Source organism: Halomonas sp. A11-A, from assembly GCF_003182195.1.
GTDB lineage: Bacteria > Pseudomonadota > Gammaproteobacteria > Pseudomonadales > Halomonadaceae > Halomonas > Halomonas alkalicola.
Genome location: NZ_QGTM01000019.1, coordinates 19,056 through 43,736 on the forward strand (window position 1 = coordinate 19,056; position 24,681 = coordinate 43,736).

Below are 24,681 nucleotides of genomic sequence, written 5' to 3' on the forward strand. Positions count from 1 at the left end.
TTTTCATCGCCCTCTCCTGCCGTCCGACCCCCGGGTCGGCGGTGCTCATTTCTGGACCCGGAACGCCCATGGACAAGACCTACCAACCCGAGCAGATCGAATCCCGCTGGTACGAGCGCTGGGAGGCCGATGGCCGCTTCGCCCCCTCCGGTGAGGGCGAGCCCTACTCCATCATGATCCCGCCGCCCAACGTCACCGGCAGCCTGCACATGGGCCACGCCTTCCAGGACACCATCATGGACACCCTGATCCGCTGGCGGCGGATGCAGGGCCGCAACACCCTGTGGCAGGTGGGCACCGACCATGCCGGCATCGCCACCCAGATGCTGGTGGAGCGCAAGATCGCCGCCGAGGAGGGCAAGAGCCGCCACGATCTCGGCCGCGACGCCTTCATCGACAAGGTGTGGGAGTGGAAGCACGAGTCCGGCGGCCATATCACCCGCCAGCTGCGCCGCATGGGGGCCAGCGTCGACTGGTCCCGCGAGCGCTTCACCATGGACGACGGCTTCTACAAGGCGGTCCAGGAGGTCTTCGTGCGCCTCCATAAGGAGGGGCTGATCTACCGCGGCAAGCGTCTGGTCAACTGGGACCCCACCCTGCACACCGCCATCTCGGATCTCGAGGTGGAGAACCGCGACCAGCAGGGCCAGTTCTGGCACTTCCGCTATCCGCTCGCCGACGGCGTTACCACCGACGCGGGCCTCGACCACCTGGTGGTCGCCACCACCCGTCCGGAGACCCTGCTGGGCGATACCGGCGTGGCGGTGAACCCCGAGGATCCTCGCTACGCCTCCCTGGTGGGCAAGTTCGTTACGCTTCCGCTGGTCGGCCGTCGCATCCCCATCGTTGCCGACGAGCACGCCGACATGGAGAAGGGCTCCGGCTGCGTGAAGATCACCCCGGCCCACGACTTCAACGACTACGAGGTGGGCAAGCGCCAGGGGCTGCCGCTGATCAATGTCTTTACCCAGGACGCCGCCATCCTGTCCGAGGCCGAGGCCTTCGACATTCAGGGCCGGCCGCTGCCCGATATCGACACGAGCCTGCCCGAAACCTACGCCGGGCTGGACCGTTTCGAGGCGCGCAAGCGGATCGTCGCCGACATGGAGGCCGCGGGGCTCCTCGAGCAGATCGAGACCGTCAGCAACACCCTCCCCTACGGCGACCGCTCCGGTGACGTCATCGAGCCGCTGCTCACGGACCAGTGGTTCGTCGCCGTGGAGAGCCTCGCCAAGCCCGCCATCGAGGCCGTCGAGAAGGGCGATATCCAGTTCGTGCCGAAGAACTACGAGAACATGTACTTCGCCTGGATGCGCGACCTGCAGGACTGGTGCATCTCCCGCCAGCTGTGGTGGGGCCACCGCATTCCTGCCTGGTACGACGCGGACGGCAACGTCTTCGTGGCTCGCAACGAGGTGGAGGCCACCCGCGACTACCTGGTCGAGCTGGCAGGCTTCATCGAGCACGAGCAGGGCGACTTCGACACCGCCATGCGCCTGCGCGGCTTCAACCAGCTGCTGGGTGGCACCACCGAACTGACCCCCGACGCCCTCAAGACCATGGAGAAGCTGGGCGTGCCGCGCCTGACCCAGGACGAGGACGTGCTCGACACCTGGTTCAGCTCGGGCCTCTGGACCTTCGGCACCCTGGGCTGGCCGGAGCGCACCCCGGAGCTCAAGACTTTCCATCCCTCGAGCGTGCTGGTCACCGGCTTCGACATCATCTTCTTCTGGGTCGCCCGGATGATCATGCTGACCCTGAAGTTCACCGGCGAGGTGCCCTTCAAGCAGGTCTACGTCCACGGCCTGGTGCGCGACGGCCAGGGCCAGAAGATGTCCAAGTCCAAGGGCAACGTGCTCGACCCCATCGACCTGATCGACGGCATCGCGCTGGATACGCTGGTGGAGAAGCGTACCGGCAACATGATGCAGCCCCAGAAGGCCAGGGCGATCGAGAAGGCCACCCGCGGCGAGTTCCCCGAGGGGATCGAGCCCCACGGCACCGATGCGCTGCGTTTCACCTTCCTCTCCCAGGCCACCACCGGGCGCGACATCAAGTTCGACATGGGGCGCCTGGACGGCTACCGCAACTTCTGCAACAAGCTGTGGAACGCCTCGCGCTACGTGCTGATGAACGCCGAGGGTGAGGATTGCGGGGCGGCCGGTGGCGACGTCGAGCTGTCGCTGGCCGACCGCTGGATCCTTTCGCGGCTGCAGCAGACCGCGGCCCAGGTGACGAAGGCGATGGAGGAGTTCCGCTTCGACCACGCGTCGCAGGCGCTCTACGAGTTCGTCTGGAACGAGTACTGCGACTGGTATCTGGAGCTCTCCAAGCCGGTGCTGTGGGACGAGGACGCAAGCCGGGAAGCCAAGCGCGGCACCCGCCGCACCCTGGTGCGGGTGCTGGAGGCGATCCTGCGCCTGGCCCACCCGATGATGCCCTACATCTCCGAGGAGATCTGGCAGCGCGTGGCGCCGCTGGCCGGCACCCGCCAGGGCGAGGGCGACTCCATCATGGCCCAGCCCTGGCCCACCGCCGATGACGCGCTGCTCGACGACCAGGCGACCCGCGACATCGAGTGGCTGAAGGGCGTGATCGTGGCGGTGCGCAACATCCGCGCCGAGATGAACATCGCCCCGGGCAAGCCGCTGGAGGTGCTGCTCACCAAGGGCGGCGCCGCCGACCGCGAGCGCCTCGAGGCCAACCGCCGCTTCCTGGCCAAGCTGGCCAAGCTCGAGAGCGTCACCTGGCTCGACGACCCGGCCGCGGCACCGCTCTCGGCCACCCAGCTGGTGGGCGAGATGGAGGTGCTGGTGCCCATGGCCGACCTGATCGACAAGGACGCGGAGCTCGCGCGCCTGGCCCGCGAGATCGAGAAGCAGGAGAAGCTGATCGGCGGCATCGAGAAGAAACTCTCCAACGAGGGCTTCGTGGCCAAGGCCCCGGAAGCGGTGGTGGAGAAGGAGCGCGCCAAGCTAGCCGAGTTCCAGTCCGCTCACCGCCTGCTGGTGGAGCAACGCGACAAGATCGCCGCGCTCTGAATCGGCTGCGTCACCTCACGCAAGCGGCCCGCCATCGGCGGGCCGCTTGCGTAGGGTCAGCGGCGGCACCTAGGGCCACCCCTGACCCATCGGTGTGACGCCCCTGTTAAGGAACACTGTTCTACCAAAACCTCATCGCCTAGAATGGGCCGGGACACTTACCGACTCGCGACGCTGCCATGCCTCAGACCCACCCCTCCCTCGCCATCGGGCGCCTGCTGCTGTTCAACCTGCTGGGTGCGCTGCTGATCTTCTCCTGGCTCTCGCCGGACCTGCTGTTCTGGACGGAGATCGACGACGCCGTCTTCTTTACCACCAACGGCTGGCTTACCGAGGAGAACGACGCCTGGGTGTGGCTGGTAGCGGCCACCAACGCGCGACTCTTCGACGTGGTAAGCCTGCTGATCCTGCTGGTGATCTACCTGTGGGCCATCTCCCGGGATCCGCTGCGCGAGCAGCGCATGCTGCGCTGGGGCGGTATCGGCGTCACCATGCTGCTGGTGGCGGTGTTCATGGCCCAGGGCGTACGCATGGTGATCGACTACTCTCACCCCAGCCCCACCCTGGTCTACCAGGAGGTCAACCTGATCACCGAGATGGTCGACTTCTCCACCAAGGACAGCTCGGGCTCGAGCTTTCCCGGCGACCACGGGGTCAACCTCTTCCTCTTCGCCGCCTTCATGTGGCGCTTCGCCGGGCTGAAGGTGATGCTGGTGAGCCTGGTGGCCGCGGTTATTCTCAGCGCACCCCGCATCCTGAGCGGAGCCCACTGGTTCAGCGACGTCTACTTTGGCGCCATCGCCATCAACCTGATCATTGCCCCCTGGTTCCTGCTCACCCCGGTGGGGCCGGCCATGGCCCGCGGCATCACCGCGGGCATGGCCAGGATTCAGGCGCTGCTGCCGGTGAGATAACAGCCTTCCGCGAAGAAAGCGCGTAGTCGCGTCACGAGCGAAGATAGGCTGGCCGCCGCCGGAACGGAGCAACCGGAGTTGACTAGCTGCTCAATGAGGATTGTGAGTACCGCCGGCGGCCAGGATATCGAGCGCAGTAGCGAATCCGCGCTTTCATCAGTTGGCCTTGCGCCAGCCGCCCAACACTCGCTGATCGGGGCCGAAGAAGACCAGCCGGTCATGGTCGATCAGGTAGCGGTAGGCGGTCTCCAGCATCCCCTTCACCCGCGCCGCGTCCTCGCCCTGAGGGCAGGCGCGCCGGGTCGTGGCCAGCTGCGAGAACTCGATGCGCTGGTTCTCGCCGAGATTGGCGCGTCCCATCAGCTGGTTGCAGCCGTCGCTGCCGGTGACACTCCCGTCCGCCGCGATGCGAAACCAGGCGGGCTCGGGCAGGGAGAGCCGCTCGTCGGTGCCGACCAGCAGCAGGTTCCAGCGCTGTTCCACCACCGGCCCCGAGAGGCCCACCTCGCGCTCCGGCGGCGCATCGGGGCGGCTGCCACAGGCCGCCAGCAGGACAGCGGCGGCCATCACCAGGCCCAGGCGGGCCACAACTGTCATCTTCATGGGTCGTCGTTCTTCCTTGTCGCGTGGCCGGCCGCCTACCAGCTGCCGGTGTTGTCCATGGAGGCCCAGGGCTCCCGGGCGGGGAGCGGGTCACCCTTCTGCAGCAGCTCCACCGAGATGCCGTCGGGGCTTCGCACGAAGGCCATGTGGCCGTCCCGGGGCGGGCGGTTGATGGTCACGCCATTCGCCTGGAGCTTCTCGCACAGGGCATAGATGTCGTCGACCCGATAGGCCAGGTGGCCGAAGTTGCGCTCGCCGGTGTACTCCTCGGGGTCCCAGTTGTAGGTAAGCTCGAGCTCCGGGGCCTTGAGCTCGGCGGAGCGCGCCTCGTCCTCGGGGGCGGCCAGGAAGACCAGGGTGAAGCGCCCCTTGTCGTTCTCCTTGCGGCGCACCTCCTTGAGGCCCAGCAGGTCGCAGTAGAAGCGCAGCGAGGCATCGAGGTCGCTGACGCGCACCATGGTGTGCAGGTACTGCATAGCCAACTCCTTGTCATTGATAACGAAACCACCCAGCAACACGGGGCTTTACTGGCGACAAGCCTTTCCGGAGGCGCTGTGAATACGTCCCTATACGCTACCGACGCCATCCATGGCGTAGGACCTCCTCCAAGACTTGCCCCCAGCGCCCCTGATTGGTGTCGCTGACGGTGTTCTGGCTCAGTGAGTGTACTCGTTGAAGATCTCCGGCGTACGGTCGTCACGGTGCCAGCCCAGCACCCGGTAGTCGTCATAGCGGCCGGTCTCCATGCCCGGCGAGCCGTGGGGCATCCCCGGCACCGCCAGGCCCGCCACGTCGGGGCGCTCCTCCAGCAGGCGGTGGATGTCCGCCGCCGGCACGTGGCCCTCGATCACGTAGCCATCGACCATGGCGGTATGGCAGGAGGCGAGCTCAGGCGTGAGGCCCTGTTCGATCTTGATGGCGCGCATCTCGCGGGTCTTGTGGCGCTCCACCGTGAAGCCCTCGGCCTCCAGATGGTCGGCCCAGGCGCCGCAGCAGCCACAGTTGGGGTCCTGGTACATCTCGACCACAGGGCGCTCGGCCCAGGCGGGGGCGGCCAGCAGTGCCAGCAGGGCACCGGCGGCCAGGGGGCGAAGGGTTCTCTTCATCGCAGGATCTCCGCGGTGTAGGGTGATGGGACGATTGTCGGCATCGACGAGGCCCTTGCCAAGGGCCTGGATCAAGTCAGCGCGCCACGGGGAGCCCCAGCATGAGCCACTACTGTGACCTGGCCCCGGGCCATCCGTTTCACGGCCCCTACCATGACCACGAATATGGCTTCCCGGTGGCCGACGACGAGGCCCTGTTCGAGCGCCTGGCCCTGGAGATCAACCAGGCGGGGCTCTCCTGGCTCACCGTACTGAAGAAGCGCACCGCCTTCCGGGCGGCCTTCGAGGGCTTCTCCATCGACCGGGTGGCCGCCTATGGCGAGGCCGAGCAGGCCCGGCTGCTGGCCGACGCCGGCATCATCCGCAACCGCCTGAAGGTCGAGGCCGTGATCCACAACGCTCGGGTGCTCCAGGCCCTTCGCGAAGCGCACGGCAGCCTCGCCGCCTGGCTCGACCACCACCACCCGCTCTCCCATGCGGAGTGGGTCCGGCTCTTCAAGCGCACCTTCCGCTTCACCGGGCCGGAGATCACCGGGGAGTTCCTGATGAGCACCGGCTACCTCCCCGGCGCCCACCGCGACGACTGCCCGGTGCAGGCACGCATCCTCGCCGGCGGGCCCCGCTGGGCGGAGGCGTAAGGGAACCCGGCCCCCGCCCGTGGCATCATAGCCGGGCACCCTCAGCGAGGAACGCCTCCCGATGGACTCGATTACCCAGGCTGCCCTGGGCGCCGCCGTGGGCGGTGCCGTGCTCGGCCGCCGACTGGGCCGCAAGGCGGTGCTGATCGGCGCCGTGCTCGGCACCCTCCCCGATCTCGACGTGATGATCGACTACGGCGATGCGGTGGCCAATGTCACCGAGCACCGCGGCTTCTCCCACTCGCTCTTCGTGCTCACCGGGCTCGGCACCCTGCTGGCCCTGCTCACCTCGCGTCTGAAATCCGCCAGGGACATTCCCCTCGGGCACTGGTGGCTCTTCTACGTGCTCTGCCTGACCACCCACCCGCTGCTCGACGCCCTGACCACCTACGGTACCCAACTGTGGTGGCCACTGGACGTGCCGCCCGCGGCCTACCCCATCGTCTTCATCATCGACCCGCTCTACACCCTGCCGCTGCTGGTGGGCATCGGCGTGGCGCTGGCCACCGGCAACGGGCGGCGCGGCCCCGCCTGGGGGCTGGCGCTCTCGTCCGCCTACCTGGTGTTCGCCTTCGGCGCCAAGCAGCTGGTGGAGCATCGCCTGGAGCCGGTGCTGGCCGAACGGGGGCTTGCCGAGGCCCCACGCCTGGTCCAGCCCACCCCCTTCAACACCCTGCTGTGGCGCGTCACGGTGGTGGACGGTGACGATCATCATGAGCTGCTCATGGGGGTACTCGACGGCGACACCCCGCCCCAGGTGGAGACCTACCGGCGCGGGGCCGAGCTGGAGGAAGCGGCCCTGGCCAGCGAGCGGGGCGCACGGCTCGACTGGTTCGCCGGCCCCTTCCTGCGCTACGAGACCCGAGTGCTCGACGGGCAAGAGACCCTGGTGGCCACCGACCTGCGCCTGGGCTTTCCCGGCTTCCACCCCTTCGCCTTCACCCTGGCCATCCGGGAGGGCGGCGACTGGCAGCCGGTGGCGGTATCGGAGCAGCTCGAGCCGACCTCCCGGGGGAATCGCGAGGCGCTCTCCCGGCTGGCGGGACGCGCCCTCTCCCCGCGGTCCGCGCTCTGCACCAGCGAGTTCGTCGCCGCCGGCTGGGTCCGCGAGGGATCCGAGCGCTGCTGACCCTCGACACCCTCGAACGCAGCGGGGCGACCAACTGGCCGCCCCGCTGCGTTTCGGTGCTTGCGCTCTCAGGCGCCGAGCCCGGAGGGTGCCGCCTTACAGACGCTCCACCAGGCCGTCGATGGCCTGACGGGCCTCCTTGAGCGCCGCATCACGCTTGCCCTCGCCCATGTTGAGCCCTTCGGCGAAGACGCTATCCACCTCCTTGATGCCGATCATGCCGAGCATCAGCTTGAGGTGCGGGGTCTGGGTATCCATCTCGGTGCCGGCGTACTGGCCACCGCGGGCCGCCAGGATCACCGCACGCTTGCCCTCCACCAGGCCCTGGGGACCGTTCTCGGTGTAGCGGAAGGTCACTCCGGCGCGCATCACGCGGTCGAACCAGGCCTTGAGCTGGCTCGGGATGCCGAAGTTGTACATCGGTACCGCCAGTACCACCACGTCATGGGCCTTGAGCTCCTCGATCAGCGAGTCGGAGCGGGCAGCCAGCTCGCGCTGCTCGGCGCTGCGCTCCTCCTCGGCGACCTGCCAGCTGCCGAGCTCGGCCAGGTTGAGGTGGGGCAGCTCGCTGGCCACCAGGTCGCGATGGGTCACCTCGACGCCGTCGCGGCTCTTAGCCTGGGCGATGAAGTGCTCGGCCAGGGCCTTGGACTGGCCGTTCTCGCCGAGGATGGAAGCGGTAATCACGAGGGTACGAGTGGTCATGGCGACCTCCTGGAAGTGGTCATCTGAATGATGGCCACCATGATAGGTGGTTTTTTTGCCATAAAAAGCGCAAAAATCTGCGCCCCACGTTCGATAAAAACGAAAGCACGACTAAGCGAGCCTGAAGCCCATTGGCGCGTCGCGAGCGAACACGGGTCGCGTGCGGCCGGAGCGCAGTTTCCGGAGTTGACTGTGTGCTCAATGAGGATAACGAGCACCGCCCGCGCGCGAGCTGTGGAGCGCAGCAGCGCCCATGGTGCTTCAGGGAGCGATGCCCTGGCCGCAGCCCCTGTACTGCTCCCCGTCCACGGTCAGGGTGACCCGCGCCGGGAAGGGCTCGCCGCTCATGTCGTCCAGGCAGGCGCCGGCCTCGATGCGCAGCTCGAAGGGGGTATCGCCGCGGCCGCTCTGCAGGATCACCCGCCCCGCGCCGTTGTCCAGGGTGGTCACCCGATAGGGCAGCGTCTGCTCCCGGGTACCGTAATCCAGGCTCAGGGTCGCCTCGGGCCGGTCGTGGGCCAGGTGCACCATCCAGCCCGGCTCGTTGCCGCGCCCCTGGAACATCACCCCGGGCCGCTGCTGCCGGGTCAGGGCCTGGCGCTGCACGTAGGCCTGGCACTCGAGCCGCCCCCGGGGCGTCTCCACCACCGCCTCGGAGCCCTTGTTCCAGAAGCTGACGTCGCCCTGCTCGTAGCGGGCGCCGCTGGCCACCACGGCGGGCGCAAGCCGCCAGGCGCCGTGAGCCGACCACAGCCGCAGCTCGCTTTCCGCCCCCTCCGGGACGGCGGTGACCAGGGCCTGGTCGGGGGTGCAGCGCCAGGCGGTGAAGCTCTCGGCGCCACCGGGGAAGAGCACCGAGGGCAGCAGCGGGGCGTGATGACCGGAGGTGATCGGCGCCGGCGCCGGGGCGGTGGCACAGCCCCCCAACAGCAGGGCCGCCCCGAGGGCGGCGGGAACGAGCAGGCGGGACATGGCATCTCCTTGCGAGGGTTACGATTCCTTGACCCGCCGAGCATAGCAGCCGCCGGGGCCGGCGGCCGCTCCCGCCGGCTCAACGCTGGAGGCGCCTAGCCGAAGCGCCGGCGCAGCTGGCGCGCCGCCTCCACCATGTTGGCCAGGGCCGGCTCCACCTCCTCCCAGCGGCGGGTCTTGAGGCCGCAGTCGGGGTTGACCCACAGACGCTCCAGCGGGATGCGCTCGGCGGCCTTCTCCATCAGCGCCACCATCCACGCCACGTCCGGCACATTGGGCGAGTGGATGTCGTAGACGCCGGGGCCGATCTCGTTGGGATAGGCGAAGTCCTGGAAGGCGTCGAGCAGCACCATGTTCGAGCGTGAGGTCTCGATGGTAATGACGTCGGCATCCAGAGCGGCAATCGACTCGATGATGTCGTTGAACTCCGAATAGCACATGTGGGTGTGGATCTGGGTCTCGTCGCGCACCCCGGCCGCAGTCAGCCGGAAGCCATCCACCGCCCAGGCCAGATAGCCCGGCCACTCGCTCCGGCGCAGCGGCAGCCCCTCGCGCAGCGCCGGCTCGTCGATCTGGATGGCGCGGATGCCGGCCGCCTCCAGGTCCCGGACCTCGTCGCGCAGGGCCAGGGCGATCTGGCGGCAGGTGGTCTCGCGGGGCTGGTCGTCGCGCACGAAGGCCCACTGCAGCATGGTGACGGGGCCGGTCAGCATCCCCTTCATGGGCCGGTCGGTGAGCGACTGGGCGTACCGGCTCCAGCGCACCGTCATCGGGCCCGGGCGGCTGACGTCACCCACGATCACCGGTGGCTTCACGCAGCGCGAACCGTAGCTCTGCACCCAGCCGAAGCGGGTGAAGGCGTAGCCATCGAGCTGCTCGCCGAAGTACTCCACCATGTCGTTGCGTTCCGGCTCGCCGTGCACCGGCATGTCGAGGCCGAGCGCCTCCTGACGCGCCACGGCGTAGGCGATCTCCTCCTCCATGCGCGCCTCGTAGGCCTCCCGGGCGAGCTCACCGGCCCTGAAGGCGCGGCGCGCGGCGCGGATGGCGTCGGTCTGCGGGAAGGAGCCGATGGTGGTGGTGGGGAAGAGCGGCAGCTCCAGCGCCCGGCGCTGGGCGAGGGCGCGCTGCGGATAGGGGCTCGCGCGCTCGAGGTCTGCCGGCTCGATACCCGCCAGGCGGTCGGCCACCTCGGGGCGGTGGATGCGCGGCGAGTCGCGCCTGGCCTGCAGGGCGAGGGTGGCGGCCTCCAGTCGCTCGCGGTCGGCCTCGGTGGCGCGGCCATCGAGCAGGCGCGCCAGGGTCACCGTCTCGTCGAGCTTCTGGCGGGCAAAGGCCAGCCAGCTTCTGAGCTCGGGGTCGAGCTCGGTCTCGCGCGCAAGGTCCACCGGCACATGCAGCAGCGAGCAGGAGGGGGCGATCCACAGCCGCCTGCCGAGGCGGATGCGCGCCTGGGCCAGACGTTCGCGCAGCAGCGCCAGGTCGGCGCGCCAGACGTTGCGCCCATCGATGGCGCCCACCGAGAGCACCTTGTAGGCGGGCAGCCGGTCGAGCACCGCCGCCAGCTGCTCGGGGGCACGCACCGCATCGATATGCAGCCCCGCCACCGGCAGGCCGAGAGCGAGGCCGAGGTTATCGCCGAGGCCACCGAAGTAGCTCGCCAGCAGCAGCTTCACCGGGCCCCGGCCGAGCACGCTGTAGGCGGCCTCATAGGCCTGCTGCCACTCACGGGGCAGGTCCTGCACCAGCGCCGGCTCCTCGAGCTGCACCCACTCCACCCCCTGATCGGCGAGGCGCACCAGCAGCTCGCCATAGACCGGCAGCAGGGACTCGAGCAGGCTCAGGCGGTCGAGCCCCTCGTCGCGGGCCTTGCCCAGCCACAGCCAGGTCAGGGGGCCGAGCAGGGTCACCTTCACCGCATGGCCCAGCGCCTGGGCCTCGGCCACCTGCTCGAAGAGGCGGGAGCTGGCCAGCCGGAAGGACTGGCCGGCGTGGAGCTCGGGCACCAGGTAGTGATAGTTGGTATCGAAGTACTTGGTCATCTCGCAGGCGGCGGCGGGCTCGCCGCTGGGCGCCCGGCCGCGGGCCATGCGGAAGGCGGTGTCCAGCGACACCTCGCCGGCCGCCAGCTCGGCCTCGGCGCCGAAGCGTGCCGGCACCGCCCCCAGGGTCACGGAGAGGTCCAGGACCTGGTCGTAGAAGGCGAAGTCACCCACCGTGACCAGGTCGAGCCCCGCCTCGCGCTGCTCGGCCCAGTGCCGGGCGCGCAGCTCGCGCCCTGCCCGCTCCAGCCCCTCGCGATCGAGCTCGCCCTGCCAGTAGGCCTCCACCGCACGCTTGAGTTCGCGATCGGCGCCGATGCGCGGATAACCGATAACATGAGAGATACTCATTGAAAAAACCTCCATGGATGAATAATCCAGCAGAGTCTGGCTGGCCACGCAGGGTGAATCAAACTAAACTTCCTAATCTTGAAAATGAAAATGGCTCACTCGGCATGCTCGAACTGCGACACCTCCGCACCCTGGTCGCACTGCGCGACGCCGGCTCCCTCGTCGAGGCGGCCGAGCGGGTCCACCTGACCCAGTCCGCCCTCTCCCACCAGATCAAGGACCTCGAGGAGCGGCTCGACAATCCGCTGTTCGTGCGCAAGACCCGGCCGGTGGAGTTCACCCGCGCCGGCCAGCGGCTGCTGACCCTGGCCGAACAGGTGCTGCCGCTGGTGCGCATGGCCGAGCGCGACCTGGCGCGGCTGGCCGGCAACGAACAGGGCCGGCTGCACATGGCCATCGAGTGCCACAGCTGTTTCCAGTGGCTGATGCCCACCGTCGACCACTTCCGCGACCACTGGCCCGAGGTGGAGATCGACATCCCCGGCGGCCACCACTTCGACCCGCTGCCGGCCCTGGCCCGCGAGCAGCTCGACCTCGTGATCACCGCCGACCCCCAGCCGCTGGCCGGCATCCACTACGAGCCGCTGTTCCGCTACGAGGGGCTCTTGGCGGTGGCCCGCCAGCATCGCCTGGCCGGCAAGGCGTTCGTCAGCCCCCGGGAGCTGGCCGAGGAGACCCTGATCACCTATCCGGTGGAGCACGCGCGGCTGGATGTCTTCACCCAGTTCCTGGACCCGGCCGGGGTGCGCCCGAAGGAGCTGCGCACCGCCGAGCTGACCATCATGATGATGCAGCTGGTGGCCAGCGGCCGCGGGGTCTGCGCGCTGCCCAACTGGGCCCTGACCGAGTACCTGGAGCGCGACTACGTGAAGGCCGTGGCGCTGGGGGAGAAGGGCGTGTGGAGCACCCTGTTCGCGGCGATCCGCGAGGAGACCCGCCAGGCGCCCTGGATGGAGGACTTCCTGCGCACCGCCCGGGAGACCTCCTTCGCGGTGCTGGAGGGGATCAAGCCCGCCTAGCGGGCGCCGGCGGCTAGGGTCGCTGGGGCAGCAGCAGGGTGAAGCGGGCCCCGCCCAGGGCGGGGCTGGCGTCCACCCCCACGCTGCCGCCGTGCCAGGTCATCACCTTCTGCACGATGGAGAGCCCCAGCCCATAGCCGCCGGAGCTGCGGGTGCGGCTGTCGTCGAGCCGCGCGAAGGGCTTGAAGATCGCCTGGCGCTCGCCGACCGGCACCCCGGGGCCATCATCCTCCACGTCGATGCGCACCAGGCGGGGCTCCGCCTGCACCTGGATCACCACCCGACTGCGCGCATGGCGGCAGGCGTTGGCCACCAGGTTCTGCAGCGCCCGCTGCAGGTAGCGCGCCTCGGCCAGGGCCTCCACCTCGGGTCCCTCGGCGAGCACGATGGCCAGGTGGCCGTGCAGCGGGCTCAGCGCGTCGATCACCCGCTCCGCCATGGCCCGGCAGTCCACCAGGGTCGCCTCCATCTCGCGGCCGTTGACCGCGTCGCTGCCCAGGCGCGCATAGGTGAGGATCTCGTCGACCAGGCCATCGAGCTCCTCGATGTCGCCATCGATCCCCTGCAGCTGACGCCGGATCGCCGCGTCGTCGGTCATGTCCTCGACCATCTGCACCGCGAAGCGGATGCGGGCCACCGGCGTGCGCAGCTCATGGGAGACCGCGCGGATCATCTCCTGCTGGGCGCGCAGCAGCGCCTGGACCTGGGCCACCATGCCGTTGAAGGCCATCCCCAGCCGGCCCAGGAAATCGCTGCTTTCGACTTTGACCCGGGTATCCAGATGGCCACCGGCGATGCGCGTGGCAGCGAGCTCGAGTCGTGCCATGCGCGCTTCGACGCCGCGCACGATCAGGTAGATGATGCCCGCCAGCACGCCGAGCATCAGTACCAGCAGCAGCAGCGACAGCGATAGCGGCATCGGTGCGAAGGCATGTATCGGCCCGACCTGCAGCCACTGTATCGACTGCAGCGACGTCTCGCTGTCAAGCTGCAAGAACAGCGTCAGGCCCCAGGCCTCGGGGGTCAGGTGCAGGATTACCTCACCGGCGCCCAGTTGTGTCAGCTGTGCGCTGTCGAGGCGACGCGGCGGTGCATCGTTGAGGCTGATCGGGAGTGCTTCGCTGGACAGTTCGGTGACCCGCTGATGGCGCTGCAAGGGATCGGCCAGCCACTCGCCGAGCAGGCTCGTCAAGCCACGCAGCTGGGCCTCGCTGATCCCATTGAGCCGCGCCTCGAGGACGCTTTCCTGGTTGGGTAGACGCTTGAAAAGATGCCAGTCCGTTTCACCGCGGGTCTCGATCAGTACCCTGCCAGCATCGAGCCGGGCACGCTGGAAATAACCGAGATCACGGCTCTCGGCGTCATCGTGCAGGTGGAATTCGACGTCGAGTTCGGTGCCGCGCCGTGCCAGCCACTGGCTGCGCTGATCGTCGGACTCGGCGCTCAGTTGCTGGACCAGCAGTCGCATCGGCACCTCGGCGAGCTGCTCGCGATGGTGCTCGCGGCGCACCTGGTCGACCATGGCCACGCCCAGCAGGGCCAGGCCGAAGGTCAGCAGCAGGGCGAGCGCCAGCAGCACATAGACGCGCAGGAAGGTGCTGTCGGCCAGGACCCGCCGCATGGCTCAGCTCTCCTTGACGAAGAGATAGCCCTTGCTGCGCACCGTCTTGATGCGATGCGGCTGGTTGGGGTCGTCACCGACCTTGGGCCGGATGCGCGAGACCCGTACGTCGATGGAGCGGTCCTGCCCGTCGTACTTGATGCCGCGCAGCTGGGCGAAGATCTCCTCCCGGGTCAGCACCCGACCAGCGTTGCTGGCCAGCAGCCACAGCAGGTCGAACTCGGCACTGGTGAGATCGATGCGCTCGCCGTCCAGCCAGGCCTCGCGGGTGGCGCTGTCGATCTCCAGGTTGCCGAAGGTGAGCCGCGGCTCCGTCGCGGCCTCGGCGCTCTCGGCCCGGCGCAGCAGGGCGCGCATGCGCGCCAGCAGGACCCGGGGCTGAACGGGCTTCGGTACGTAGTCGTCGGCGCCCATCTCCAGGCCCAGCACCTGGTCCATGTCGTCGGTGCGCGCGGTCAGCATCAGGATCGGGCCCGGGTAGTCACCGCGCACGCGCCGGCAGATCGACAGGCCGTCCTCGCCGGGCAGCATCAGATCGAGTATCACCAGGTCCGGCTGCAGCGCCAGGATCCGCTCCACGCCGCGAGCGCCGTCGGCCTCCAGGGTGACGCGGAAGCCATTGGCCTGCAGGTAGTCGCGGGTCAGGTCGGCCAGGCGCTCATCATCCTCGATGATCAGCACATGATCCTGCTCCCGGGGGTCCAAGCTCTCGTCCATCCTCAAGTTCCATCCTGACTGGCAGGTGATCGGGGCAGCGGCGCCCAGGGGCATACCGCCATTGGCTAAAGGATACCCGAAATCCCCGGATACGCCTGCCTGTCGCCACTCGACGACGGCATAGCGCCCGGCGGGGGCCCACGGCTCCCCAGGAAGATCACAAGCCGTCCACAGGGTTATCCACTTGAAGCCTGCCGAAACACACACTATCTTGTGCCTCCATACGAGGCATAACACTACATCCTGTGAAAAGACCCTCTCCGCCGCGGTTCCTTCACAGACGCCCCCGAGCGTTTTTCATCACCGCCTCTCGTTCACCTGACAGGGACTCCATCGACATGTCATCCACGACCTCTCCGGACGCGCCGTCCGTCACCGTCACCGCCCCGCAGACCCTGCGCGTCATCAAGCGCACCGGCGACGTGGTGCCCTTCGATGCCGGCAAGATCGCCGTGGCCATGCGCAAGGCGTTCCTGGCCGTGGAGGGCGACAACGCCGACGCCTCCTCCCGGGTACGCGATCTCGTGCGTGACGCCAGCGAGGCCATCGCCCAGGCCTTCCTGCGCCGCATGCCCGACGGCGGCACCGTGCATATCGAGGACATCCAGGACCAGGTCGAGCTGGCGCTGATGCGCGCCGGCGAGCAGAAGGTGGCGCGCGCCTACGTGCTCTACCGGGAGGCCCACGCCCGGGCCCGCGCCGCCGCCGGCGGCGATATCCAGAAGCCTCACCCCACTCTCAACGTGACCCTGCTCGACGGCACCACCCGCCCGCTGGACCTGGGCCGGGTCGAGACCCTGGTGCAGGATGCCTGCGCGGGCCTCGACAGCGTCGAGCCCGGTCGCATCGTCGAGGACTCCCTGAAGAACCTCTACGACGGCGTCAGCGTCGATGGCGTCTCTCAGGCGCTGATGATGACCGCCCGCACCCTGGTGGAGAAGGAGCCCAACTACACCTACGTCACCGCCCGCCTGCTGCAGGACAACCTGCGCCGCGAGGCGCTCGCCTTCCTCGGCGTGGCGGATGAGGCCACCTATCAGGAGATGGCCGAGCTCTACCGGCCGGCCTTCAAGGCCTACATCGAGCGCGGCATCGGCTTCGAGCAGCTCGATGAGCGGCTCGCCGAGTTCGACCTCGAGCGCCTCGGCAACGCGCTGGATCACACGCGCGACATGGCCTTCACCTATCTCGGCCTGCAGACCCTCTACGACCGCTACTTCATTCACAAGGACGACGTACGCTACGAACTGCCCCAGGTGATGTTCATGCGCGTGGCGATGGGCCTGGCGCTCAACGAGGACGATCGCGAAGCGCGCGCCATCGAGTTCTACGAACTGCTCTCCAGCTTCGACTACATGGCCTCGACGCCGACCCTGTTCAACGCCGGCACGGTGAGAAGCCAGCTCTCCAGCTGCTACCTCACCACCGTGCCCGACGAGCTCGACGGCATCTACAGCGCCATCCGCGACAACGCCCTGCTCTCCAAGTGGGCCGGCGGGCTCGGCAACGACTGGACCCCGGTGCGCGCCCTGGGCTCCTGGATCAAGGGGACCAACGGCAAGAGCCAGGGCGTGGTGCCCTTCCTCAAGGTGGTCAACGACACCGCGGTGGCGGTCAACCAGGGCGGCAAGCGCAAGGGCGCGGTCTGCGCCTACCTGGAGACCTGGCACCTGGACATCGAGGAGTTCCTGGAGCTGCGCAAGAACACCGGCGACGACCGCCGCCGCACCCACGACATGAACACCGCCAACTGGGTGCCGGACCTGTTCATGAAGCGGGTCTTCGACGACAAGGAGTGGACGCTCTTCTCGCCTTCCACCTGCCCGGATCTCCACGATCTCTATGGCGCCGCCTTCGAGACGCGCTACGAGGAGTACGAGGCGATGACCCGCACCGGCGAGCTCAAGCTCTTCAAGCGGGTGCGCGCCAAGGACCTGTGGCGCCGGATGCTCTCGATGCTGTTCGAGACCGGCCACCCCTGGATCACCTTCAAGGATCCCTGCAACCTGAGAAGCCCCCAGCAGCACGCCGGCGTGGTGCACTCCTCCAACCTGTGCACCGAGATCACGCTGAACACCAGCGTGGACGAGATCGCCGTGTGCAACCTGGGCTCGGTGAACCTGGCCCAGCACGTGGTCGACGGCGAGCTCGACGACGCCAAGCTGCGCAAGACCGTGAGGACCGCGGTGCGCATGCTCGATAACGTCATCGACATCAACTATTACGCGGTGCCCCAGGCGCGCAACTCCAACCTCAAGCACCGCCCGGTGGGGCTCGGCATCATGGGCTTCCAGGACGCCCTCTATGCCCTGGACATCGCCTACGCCAGCCAGGCTGCCGTCGCCTTCGCCGACCGCTCCATGGAGCTGGTGAGCTACCACGCCATCGAGGCCTCCTCGGATCTCGCCGCCGAGCGCGGCCGCTACGAGAGCTTCGAGGGCTCGCTGTGGAGCCAGGGCGTGCTGCCCATCGACTCCATCCAGAAGCTCAAGACCGAACGCGGCGAGAAGTACATCGAGCTCGACGAGAGCGCCACCCAGGCGTGGGGCGTCCTGCGCGACAAGATCGCCCAGCAGGGCATGCGCAACTCCAACGTGATGGCCATCGCCCCCACCGCGACCATCTCCAACATCTGCGGTGTGACCCAGTCGATCGAGCCGACCTACCAGAACCTCTACGTGAAATCGAACCTCTCCGGCGAGTTCACCGTGGTCAACGCCTACATGGTCAACGATCTCAAGGCGCGCGGGCTGTGGGACGAGGTGATGATCAACGACCTCAAGTACTACGACGGCTCGGCCCAGCCCATCGAGCGCATCCCGGCGGACCTCAAGGCCAAGTACGCCACCGCCTTCGAGGTGGAGCCGAAATGGCTGGTGGAGGCCGCGGCACGCCGCCAGAAGTGGATCGACCAGGCGCAGTCGCTGAACCTCTACATCAAGGGGGTCTCCGGCAAGAAGCTCGACGTGACCTACCGCATGGCCTGGTTCCGCGGCCTCAAGACCACCTACTACCTGCGCGCCTTGGGCGCCACCGCGGTGGAGAAGTCCACGGTGGAGCGCGGCAACCTCAACGCGGTGAGCAATGCCGCACCGGGCCAGCCACCGGCCGCCGACCCGGCACCGAAGGCTACCGAGCCCCGCGGCGTGGAGGACTTCCTGACCGGCAAGGCGGGCGCCGGCTCGCGTGCCCCCAGCGCCGCCGAGATCGATGAACTGGGCTGCGAGGCCTGCCAATAAGCGCCTAGCGCCTAGCGAGAGGGAAGGCCCCGCCTCCCTCTCGTCAACCCCGAATTCATCCGGAGTGTCACCGGGAGAGAGACAGATGCTGAACTGGGACGAGTTCCACGAAGACGAAAATGCCGTTGCCGAGGCGCCGAAGGCCGAACCCACCCCGGCCCCTGCCGCCAAGCCGCAGCCGGCGCCCGCCAAGCCCGAGAGCGTTGCCGAGAGCCGCGGCAACTATCAGGTGGCCGATGGCGACCGTCTGGCGCGCGCCCGCCAGTCCCTGGAGGCACTCGACGTGGCCGCCGGCCTCGAGGAACTCGAGATGGGCGCGGCACGCATCGAGGTCGACGACAAGCAGATGATCAACGCTCGCGCCGATCTCAATCAGCTGGTGCCCTTCAAGTACGAGTGGGCCTGGCAGAAGTACCTGGATGGCAGCGCCAACCACTGGATGCCCCAGGAAGTGAACATGAACGCCGACATCGCCCTGTGGAAGAGCCAGGACGGCCTGACCGCGGACGAGCGGCGCATCGTCGAGCGCAGCCTGGGCTACTTCTCCACCGCCGATTCGCTGGTGGCCAACAACCTGGTGCTGGCGCTCTACCGGCTGATCACCAACCCCGAGTGCCGCCAGTACCTGCTGCGCCAGGCATTCGAGGAGGCGATCCACACCCACGCCTACCAGTACTGCGTGGAGTCGCTGAGCATGGACGAGGGCGAGGTCTTCAACATGTACCGCGAGGTGCCCTCGGTGGCCGCCAAGTCCGCCTGGAGCCTCAAGCACACCCAGTCCCTGGCCCGCCCGGACTTCCAGACCGGCACCCCGGAGACCGACCAGGAGCTGTTGCGCAACCTGGTGGCCTTCTACTGCGTCACCGAAGGCATCTTCTTCTATTGCGGCTTCAGCCAGATCCTCTCCATGGGTCGGCGCAACAAGATGACCGGCGTCGCCGAGCAGTTCCAGTACATCCTGCGCGACGAGTCCATGCACCTTAACTTCGGCGTGGACATGATCAACCAGATCAAGATCGAGAACCCGCACCTCTGGACCCCCGAGTTCCAGGACGAGGTGACCCAGATGATCCTCGAGGGCACCGAGCTCGAGATCGCCTACGCCCGGGACACCATGCCCCGCGGCGTGCTGGGCATGAACGCGGCGATCATGGAGGAGTACCTGCACTTCATCTGCAACCGTCGCCTGGCCCAGATCGGCCTCAAGGAGCAGTTCCCCGGCGCCCAGAACCCCTTCCCGTGGATGAGCGAGATCATCGACCTGCGCAAGGAGAAGAACTTCTTCGAGACCCGGGTCACCGAGTACCAGGTGGGCGGCGCACTGAGCTGGGATTGAACCCCGGCTTGGACACGCCATGCCTGGCGCACCACTACGAAAGGGCCGCCCGAGGGCGGCCCGCTGCTCTTGCATCGCCATGGTGAGGCATGGCGGCTACCCCTTTGGCCCCAGCAGGAACCAGATGATCAGCCCGAGCAGCGGGAAGAACAGCAGGATCAGGATCCACAGCAGCTTGGCCACGGGCCCGGCCGAGCTCTTGGCCACCTTGACGACGGCCCAGATCACGATGATCAGCCAGATCAGGCCCAGCAGGCCGGTCACTTCGATTCCCATTCGACGTCTCCTTGTCCATTCGGCGAATTGCCCCTTTCATGGGTAGCACAGCGCACCACCGGGAGACAAAGGAAGCCGGGTAGCGAAATGTGACGGGGCGTTCGCGCGCTCAGTCCGGCAGCAGGTGGCCCACCTTCACGTAGATCAGCGCGCCCTCCTCGCCCGTGAAGGGCGTGTGCTGGCTGCGATGGGGGCTGCGCAGCCAGCTGCCGGCGGGATAGGCCCCGTGCTCGTCGTGGAAGACGCCCTCCAGCACCAGGATCTCCTCGCCGCCCCAGTGGGCGTGGGGCTGGAAGCGGGTGTTGGGCGCCCAGCGCACCAGCGCCACGTGCTCGCCCTCGAAGTCATGCAGGGGCATCACGGAAAGCCCCTCCACCAGCCCCGGGCGCCACTCGGCCGAGCGGGTATCGATCACCTTCTGCTCGGTATCCTCGGGCGAGAACTGGTGCAGCTTGACGAAGATCGTCGCGCCCTGCTCCCCCACCCGGGGGGCATGGGCGGTGCCGATGGGGTTGCGCAGGTAGCTGCCCGCCGGGTAGCGGCCGTGCTCGTCGGCGAACTCGCCCTCCAGCACCAGGATCTCCTCGCCGCCGCCATGCTCATGGGACGGGAAGGTGCTGTTGGGCGCATAGCGCACCAGGGAGGTGGCCCGAGCCACCTCCTCGCCGATGCGATCGAGCATCATCCGCTCGACCCCCGCCATGGGCGAGTCGACCCAGCGGTAGGCCTCGGGGGTGACCACCACCCGCTGGTCGAAGTCGGCATTGAGTCGCATGGCACTCTCCTCAGTGTTGGCTTGCAGGGCCGGACGAGGGCCCCGCCGTGTGGGTCGGACCGCCGGCATCGCCCAGCGTTCCCGGCAGCTGCCACCACACCGGCAGCCGAGCGCGCACCTCGGGCCGGGCGAAGCGGTCGTCCATCAGCACCACGGTACCGCGGTCCTCGGGGCCGCGGATCACCCGGCCGGCGGCCTGCACCACCTTGATCAGCCCCGGCACCCGGTAGGCGTAGTCGTCGCCGCGGCCGAAGCGGGCCTGAAGCCGCGCCTTCAGGGCCTCGTTGAAGTCGTCGAAGGGGGGCAAGCCGAGGGTGGCGACGAAGGCGCCGATCAGCCGTTCCCCCGGCAGATCGATCCCCTCGGAAAAGGCGCCGCCCAGCACCGCGAAGCCGATGCCCTGCCCCTCCGGCGTGAAGCGGGCCAGGAAGGCGTCGCGCTCGGGCTCCCCATCCCGCGCACCTGGGTCCAGATGGGAATCGTCGGATGCGCCTCGGCGAAGGCCACACGCGCCTGCTCCAGGTAGGCGAAGCTGCTGAAGAAGGCCAGGTAGTTGCCGGGGCGGCGGTGGTACTGGCCGGCCAGCTCGGCGACGATGGGCGACAGCGAGGCCTCGCGATCCCGCAGCCGGGTGGAGATATCGGCGCGGATGCGCACCTCGAGCTGCCCGGCGGCGAAGGGCGAGGCCACCGACTGCCAGACCGTCTGTGCCGGTAGCCCCAGCAGATCGCGATGGTAGCCGGGCGGGGCCAGGGTCGCCGAGAAGAGCACCGCGGCGTGAGCCGCCGCAAAGCGCGGGGCGAGGAAGTCCGCCGGCACCAGATTGCGCAGCCCCAGCAGGGCCCTGCCGCGGCCGTGGCGGGCCAGGTCGCAGAGCGAGTGGTCGCCGAAGGCCTCCGCCAGGCGGGTGAAGGCCAGCGCCTCGAAGAGCAGCTCCTGGAGCTCGACGCTGCCCCCCTCGGGGTGCTCGCCCAGGTAGTCGGTGATGGCGCTGGCCGCCCCCTGCAGGGCGCCCACCATGGCCTCGGGCACGCCCTCCAACACCCGATAGGCCGGCCGCCCCGGCTCGCCGGCCTCGGCCAGCCCCGCCTCCTTCACCACGCCCTGCCACTGGCGGGCCAGGTGCGCCAGCGGCCGGGAGAGCGCCGGCGGCGCGCTGCGGCGCAGGCGGGCGAGCCGGCGCTGGTCGAGCTCGGCGCTGTACATGCCCCGGGCCCGCTCCACCAGGTTATGGGCCTCGTCCACCAGCAGACCCACCCGCCAGCGGTTGGCCGTCGCCAGGCCGTGGAGCAGTGCGTTGGCGTCGAACCAGTGGTTGACGTCCCCCACCACCACATCGCACCAGCGCGCCAGCTCCTGGCCCAGGTAGTAGGGGCAGACGCCTTGCTCGCGGGCCACCTCGCGCAGCGCCTCGCGATCCAGCCAGCCGCGCTCGACCGCTGCCTGGCGCGCCGCCGGCAGGCGATCGTAGAAGCCCGCCGCCAGCGGGCAGGCCTCGCCGTGGCAGGCTCGGCCGGGGTACTCGCAGGCCTTCTCCCGGGCGGTAAGCTCCAGCACCCGCAGCGGCAGTCGCTCGGGCCCCGCTTCCGAGGGTCCGCCGCCCGGCTCCGCTGTGGTTCCCGCCTCACCCTTCGCCTCCAGCTGGCGAAGCGCCGACAGCGCCAGGGCGCGCCCCGGGGTCTTCATGGTCAGAAACAGCACTCGGTCGAGGTCGTGGCGGGGCATCGCCTTGAGCAGGGGAAAGAGGGTGCCAAGGGTCTTGCCGATGCCGGTGGGGGCCTGGGCCAGCAGGCAGCGGCCGGTGGCCGCGGCCTTGTAGGCGCCCTCGGCCAGCGCCCGCTGCCCGGGGCGGAAGTCGGCATGGGGAAAGGCGAGCCCCTGCAGGGCGGCATCCCGCCGCGCGCGATGCGCCGCCTCCTGCTCGGCCCAGACGCGATAGCGCCGGCACAGCGCGGCGAGAAAGGCGGTAAGCTCGGCGGCCTCAAAGCGCTGCTCGAGGCGGGTCTCCCGACCGCTGCCCACCTCCAGGTAGACCAGCGCCAGGGTGATCTCGGCCAGGCCCCGCTCGACGCAGAGCAGGGCGCCGTAGGCCTTCGCCTGGGCCCAGTGCAGGGCGCGCTGGTTGGCCGCCATGCGCGAGAGGTCGCCGCGATGGGTCTTCACCTCCTCCAGGCAGCGGGCGGCCGGGTCATAGCCGTCGGCGCGCCCGCGCACCTCGAGCCCCTCGACCACGCCGGCGAGTGCCACCTCGCGCTGGTAGCCTTCGCCGCGGCGGCGGGCGATCTCGGCGTGGCCGGCGATGCCCTCCTCGGCGCTGGGCGCCGGGGTGAAGCGGTGGTCGAGGTCCCCCTCCCGGGCGGTGAAGTCGCACAGGGTGCGCACCGCCACCCGCAGGCGTCGCGCCTCACTTATGCAAGGTCCGCTCATGCGGGGTCCGCCCAGCGCACGTGGCAGACCGCGACGGGGATGCCGTGCTCCCGGAAGAAGGCGAGCCAGCGGCGCTGGTTGTCCTGCAGGCGGTCGCCGGGGCCCTTCACCTCGATCAGCCGGTAGCGGGGCTCCCCGGCGGGCGCCTCGGGGAAGAACTGGATCAGGTCCGGCAGGCCGGCGCGATTGGCCTTGAGGTCCCCCAGCAGCCGTTCGAAGCAGGCGCGCAGGTGCTCGGCGGGCAGGCAGTCGAGCGAGAGCGACAGCAGCGCCTCGTCCAGCGCCACCCAGTGCACGAAGGGGTTGGCGAGCCCCTGCTTCTCCCGCCAGGTGGCGAGGATCGCCGGGCGGTGGAGGCCGTCGTCGAGGCGCGCCAGGCAGGCGTTGAAGCGGTCGCGGCGGCGGGCCACGAACCCCTCCCGGTAGAGGTCCGCCGGGCCGCTGTGGAAGGGGTGAAAGAAGGCGCCGGGCAGGGGCGCGAAGAGCGCCTCCCAGCAGAGCAGGCCGAAGAGCCCGGTGAGCAGGGTGTTCTCCACGTAGGCCACCGGGGCGTCATCACGGGCCAGGTGCTCGCCCACCGCACGCTCGACGCTGGAAGCGCGCGGCAGACAGCACTCGAAGCGCTCGGGATCAGGCGCTGCCTCCCGGGGCAGCGGTGTGAGTCCCAGTCGGCGCCGCAGCCGGGGGAGCAGCCGCGCCAGGGCCTGGGCCTCCGCCTCCCCCGGTGACCCGCCGGCGAGGGCCTCGGCCAGGGCTTCCGACAGGGCATGGGCCTCGGCGTGCTCGCCCCGGCGCTCCAGCAGGCGCAGGTGGCGGATGCGCGCCTCGGCGCTGCCGGTCTCCGCCGGCCAACCCGCCTGGCGGTAGAGCCCAAGGGCCCGCTCGCCCTCTCCGTCACGCTCCGCCTGGCGCCCCAGGGCGAGCGCCAGGCGCCGTCGCCGCGCCGACAGCCAGGGGTTGTCCGCCGGCACCGGAGGCAGTTCGGCAGCCAGCATCGACGCGGGCTCGCCGGCGTCGAGCCGCTCGCGCAGCCGGTGCAGGGCCAGGTAGGCATCCACCTCCTCGCGCTGCCGGAAGGCGCGGGAGTCGGCGCTGAAGGGCACCCGCTCGAAGCGCTGCACCCCGAGCTCGGCGAGCACGAAGTCGGACCAGTCCTGGCGCAGGTTGCCGAAGAACATCAGCCGCAGCCGGTCGCAGGTGGCCATCACGGTGAGGTGCACCACCCGATCCGGCGCCGCCGGCCACCACTCTGCGAGCGGGCGCGCCTCGAGGCGCCGCGGGGCCAGTGCGTCGAAGAGCGCCCCCTTGCCCAGGGAGACCGGCAGGCCCGCGGCGCGAACCTCCTCGGCCAGAGCCACGCGCAGCTCGGGAAGGCGCAGCTGGGCAAAGAGGGTCTCCAGGGAGAGGGCGGGGGCCGCCTCGACCAGGCCGACGGCCACCAGGGGCGCCAGGGCCGCCTCGCCAGGGTCGCTCGCGGCACCCTTTTCGCTGTCGGCCCTCTCTTTGCTGTCGGCACCGGTCTCGGCACTGATCTCCGGATAGACGAGCTTCGAGGTGCGAAAGTACTCGCCACGGCGCATCACCATACGCACCAGCAGCGCCCGGGAGGCCCGGGGCAGCGCGGCGAAGTCGGCCAGGAACGCCTGCTCCTCGGCGCCGAGCAGGTCGCCATGGCGCTCGGCGACCCACGCCAGCACGAACTGGAAGTTCACCAGGTAGTAGAAGGGGTCCGCGAGGGAGGCGGCGGGCGAGTTACTGGTCATCCATCCA

At 69.2% G+C, this 24,681-nt stretch carries 20 protein-coding genes; 7 read left to right on the forward strand and 13 right to left on the reverse strand.

Features of this window, described 5'->3' with window-relative positions; all coding sequences use genetic code 11:
- Positions 1-68 precede the first annotated feature (68 nt).
- Positions 69-3,041 carry a valine--tRNA ligase gene (locus tag DER72_RS11835; RefSeq protein ID WP_110070195.1) on the forward strand — a complete coding sequence of 991 codons (2,973 nt, stop codon included), beginning with the start codon at positions 69-71 and terminating at the stop codon, positions 3,039-3,041.
- A 179-nt stretch (positions 3,042-3,220) separates the two neighbouring features.
- Positions 3,221-3,955, forward strand: a complete 735-nt coding sequence (locus DER72_RS11840) for a phosphatase PAP2 family protein (protein ID WP_110070196.1) — start codon at positions 3,221-3,223, stop codon at positions 3,953-3,955.
- A gap of 156 nt (positions 3,956-4,111) precedes the next feature.
- Here DER72_RS11840 and DER72_RS11845 read toward each other — a convergent pair whose 3' ends face one another.
- The 3 genes from DER72_RS11845 to DER72_RS11855 form a co-directional block, all read right to left on the reverse strand.
- Positions 4,112-4,558 (reverse strand): META domain-containing protein, encoded by a 447-nt coding sequence (locus DER72_RS11845; RefSeq protein ID WP_375153275.1) that lies wholly within the window; start codon positions 4,556-4,558, stop codon positions 4,112-4,114.
- 35 nt (positions 4,559-4,593) lie between these two features.
- A complete protein-coding gene (locus DER72_RS11850) occupies positions 4,594-5,034 on the reverse strand; it encodes a VOC family protein (RefSeq protein WP_110070197.1) in 441 nt (146 codons plus the stop codon).
- Between the two features lie 180 nt (positions 5,035-5,214).
- Entirely contained in the window at positions 5,215-5,664 is a 450-nt protein-coding gene (locus tag DER72_RS11855) for a DUF411 domain-containing protein (protein WP_110070198.1), read from the reverse strand.
- A 101-nt stretch (positions 5,665-5,765) separates the two neighbouring features.
- Here DER72_RS11855 and DER72_RS11860 point away from each other — a divergent pair, with 101 nt between their 5' ends.
- Together DER72_RS11860 and DER72_RS11865 are read left to right on the forward strand one after the other, a co-directional pair.
- Complete coding sequence (locus DER72_RS11860; RefSeq protein ID WP_110070199.1) at positions 5,766-6,302, forward strand: DNA-3-methyladenine glycosylase I; 537 nt, start codon at positions 5,766-5,768, stop codon at positions 6,300-6,302.
- A gap of 61 nt (positions 6,303-6,363) precedes the next feature.
- Positions 6,364-7,431 carry a metal-dependent hydrolase gene (locus tag DER72_RS11865; protein WP_110070200.1) on the forward strand — a complete coding sequence of 356 codons (1,068 nt, stop codon included), beginning with the start codon at positions 6,364-6,366 and terminating at the stop codon, positions 7,429-7,431.
- 96 nt (positions 7,432-7,527) lie between these two features.
- Here DER72_RS11865 and DER72_RS11870 read toward each other — a convergent pair whose 3' ends face one another.
- The 3 genes from DER72_RS11870 to metE all read right to left on the reverse strand — a co-directional run bounded on the left by DER72_RS11870 (position 7,528) and on the right by metE (position 11,501).
- Entirely contained in the window at positions 7,528-8,136 is a 609-nt protein-coding gene (locus tag DER72_RS11870) for an FMN-dependent NADH-azoreductase (RefSeq protein ID WP_110070201.1), read from the reverse strand.
- A 261-nt stretch (positions 8,137-8,397) separates the two neighbouring features.
- Positions 8,398-9,108, reverse strand: a complete 711-nt coding sequence (locus tag DER72_RS11875; protein WP_110070202.1) for a COG3650 family protein — start codon at positions 9,106-9,108, stop codon at positions 8,398-8,400.
- 95 nt (positions 9,109-9,203) lie between these two features.
- Positions 9,204-11,501 carry a 5-methyltetrahydropteroyltriglutamate--homocysteine S-methyltransferase gene (gene metE, locus DER72_RS11880; RefSeq protein ID WP_110070203.1) on the reverse strand — a complete coding sequence of 766 codons (2,298 nt, stop codon included), beginning with the start codon at positions 11,499-11,501 and terminating at the stop codon, positions 9,204-9,206.
- Between the two features lie 104 nt (positions 11,502-11,605).
- Between metE and DER72_RS11885 the strand changes: the two genes are divergently transcribed.
- Positions 11,606-12,520 (forward strand): LysR family transcriptional regulator, encoded by a 915-nt coding sequence (locus DER72_RS11885; RefSeq protein ID WP_110070204.1) that lies wholly within the window; start codon positions 11,606-11,608, stop codon positions 12,518-12,520.
- Positions 12,521-12,533: 13 nt separating this feature from the next.
- Here DER72_RS11885 and DER72_RS11890 read toward each other — a convergent pair whose 3' ends face one another.
- Entirely contained in the window at positions 12,534-14,141 is a 1,608-nt protein-coding gene (locus DER72_RS11890) for an ATP-binding protein (protein ID WP_110070205.1), read from the reverse strand.
- 3 nt (positions 14,142-14,144) lie between these two features.
- Entirely contained in the window at positions 14,145-14,858 is a 714-nt protein-coding gene (locus DER72_RS11895; RefSeq protein ID WP_110070206.1) for a winged helix-turn-helix domain-containing protein, read from the reverse strand.
- A gap of 338 nt (positions 14,859-15,196) precedes the next feature.
- Between DER72_RS11895 and DER72_RS11900 the strand changes: the two genes are divergently transcribed.
- Together DER72_RS11900 and DER72_RS11905 are read left to right on the forward strand one after the other, a co-directional pair.
- Entirely contained in the window at positions 15,197-18,097 is a 2,901-nt protein-coding gene (locus DER72_RS11900) for a ribonucleoside-diphosphate reductase subunit alpha (RefSeq protein ID WP_110070207.1), read from the forward strand.
- An 85-nt stretch (positions 18,098-18,182) separates the two neighbouring features.
- Entirely contained in the window at positions 18,183-19,433 is a 1,251-nt protein-coding gene (locus tag DER72_RS11905) for a ribonucleotide-diphosphate reductase subunit beta (RefSeq protein ID WP_110070208.1), read from the forward strand.
- Between the two features lie 96 nt (positions 19,434-19,529).
- Here the strand turns inward: DER72_RS11905 and DER72_RS11910 are convergent, their stop codons facing one another.
- The 5 genes from DER72_RS11910 to DER72_RS11925 all read right to left on the reverse strand — a co-directional run bounded on the left by DER72_RS11910 (position 19,530) and on the right by DER72_RS11925 (position 24,674).
- Positions 19,530-19,709, reverse strand: coding sequence for a PLDc N-terminal domain-containing protein (locus DER72_RS11910; RefSeq protein WP_110070209.1), 180 nt, complete (start codon positions 19,707-19,709; stop codon positions 19,530-19,532).
- Positions 19,710-19,818: 109 nt separating this feature from the next.
- Complete coding sequence (locus tag DER72_RS11915) at positions 19,819-20,484, reverse strand: cupin domain-containing protein (RefSeq protein WP_110070210.1); 666 nt, start codon at positions 20,482-20,484, stop codon at positions 19,819-19,821.
- 10 nt (positions 20,485-20,494) lie between these two features.
- Positions 20,495-20,911 (reverse strand): helicase C-terminal domain-containing protein, encoded by a 417-nt coding sequence (locus DER72_RS16670; RefSeq protein ID WP_375153277.1) that lies wholly within the window; start codon positions 20,909-20,911, stop codon positions 20,495-20,497.
- Positions 20,818-22,911: an ATP-dependent DNA helicase gene (locus tag DER72_RS11920; RefSeq protein WP_375153276.1), complete on the reverse strand. Its 2,094-nt coding sequence runs from the start codon at positions 22,909-22,911 to the stop codon at positions 20,818-20,820. The genes DER72_RS16670 and DER72_RS11920 overlap by 94 nt, the downstream gene beginning before the upstream one ends.
- The gene (locus tag DER72_RS11925; protein ID WP_110070211.1) at positions 22,908-24,674 is read right to left on the reverse strand and encodes a VRR-NUC domain-containing protein; all 1,767 of its coding nucleotides are present in this window, start codon (positions 24,672-24,674) and stop codon (positions 22,908-22,910) included. The genes DER72_RS11920 and DER72_RS11925 overlap by 4 nt, the downstream gene beginning before the upstream one ends.
- Positions 24,675-24,681 lie beyond the last annotated feature (7 nt).